The sequence below is a fragment of the Lederbergia ruris genome, from assembly GCF_018332955.1.
In the GTDB taxonomy this organism is placed as follows: domain Bacteria; phylum Bacillota; class Bacilli; order Bacillales; family Bacillaceae_C; genus Lederbergia; species Lederbergia ruris.
This window is the reverse complement of the sequence record NZ_BORB01000140.1, coordinates 1-274: the sequence shown is the minus strand read 5'-3', so window position 1 is coordinate 274 and position 274 is coordinate 1. Positions and strand designations below refer to the sequence as shown.

At 39.4% G+C, this 274-nt stretch carries 1 pseudogene; it reads left to right on the top strand.

Annotated features, from left to right (window positions below):
* Positions 1-249: pseudogene (locus tag KI363_RS21775) on the top strand (RNA-guided endonuclease TnpB family protein); the annotation flags it as partial.
* Between the last annotated feature and the right edge of the window lie 25 nt (positions 250-274).

Sequence of the window (274 nt, the reverse complement as noted above, 5' to 3'; positions counted from 1 at the left end):
TCTGGTTTTGTGGTGCGGAACAATAAAAAAGATCTTGCCACCTTTAAAAATGGTAAGAGCTATCACTCTGATTTAAGCGCTTCCTACAATATTGGAGCGAGATATTTTATTCGGGAAATTCTTAAATCCTTTTCTGAAAAGAAAAGGTTGGCAGTTGAGGCAAAGGTTCCTGAACTGTCAGCTAGAACTCGGCTTACTTTGGCTTCATTCATTAACTTACATCAGGCGCTTAGTGCCAATGGCAACTAAACATGCGTGACGTAAGCTGTATTTA